This window comes from Pseudomonas juntendi, assembly GCF_009932375.1.
In the GTDB taxonomy this organism is placed as follows: Bacteria; Pseudomonadota; Gammaproteobacteria; order Pseudomonadales; family Pseudomonadaceae; genus Aquipseudomonas; species Aquipseudomonas juntendi.
In genome coordinates this window covers 1-310 of record NZ_BLJG01000291.1, presented here as the reverse complement: position 1 = coordinate 310, position 310 = coordinate 1, and the positions used below count along the sequence as shown (strand labels likewise).

Sequence of the window (310 nt, the reverse complement as noted above, 5' to 3'; positions counted from 1 at the left end):
GCTGCCGTTCAAGATCATGCTGTTTGTGCTGGTCGATGGCTGGGCGCTGATCATGGGCACCCTGGCCAGCAGTTTCGGCGGCGTCTGACGCCGTCAAGGAGAGCCGCCGATGACACCTGAAGTCGCTGTCGACCTGTTCCGTGATGCCCTGTGGCTGACCACCCTGATGGTGGCCGTGCTGGTGGTGCCAAGCCTGCTGGTGGGCCTGGTGGTGGCGATGTTCCAGGCCGCCACGCAGATCAACGAACAGACCCTGAGCTTTCTGCCGCGCCTGCTGGTGATGCTGATCACGCTGATCGTTGCCGGGCCG

At 63.9% G+C, this 310-nt stretch carries 1 protein-coding gene and 1 pseudogene; both read left to right on the top strand.

All coding sequences use genetic code 11. The features are described from left to right. Positions 1 to 88, top strand: a pseudogene (locus tag GYA94_RS24810) (flagellar type III secretion system pore protein FliP); the annotation flags it as partial. Between the two features lie 21 nt (positions 89 to 109). Then, a partial coding sequence (locus tag GYA94_RS24805; RefSeq protein ID WP_161893306.1) for a flagellar biosynthetic protein FliQ occupies positions 110 to 310 on the top strand: 201 nt, incomplete at its 3' end.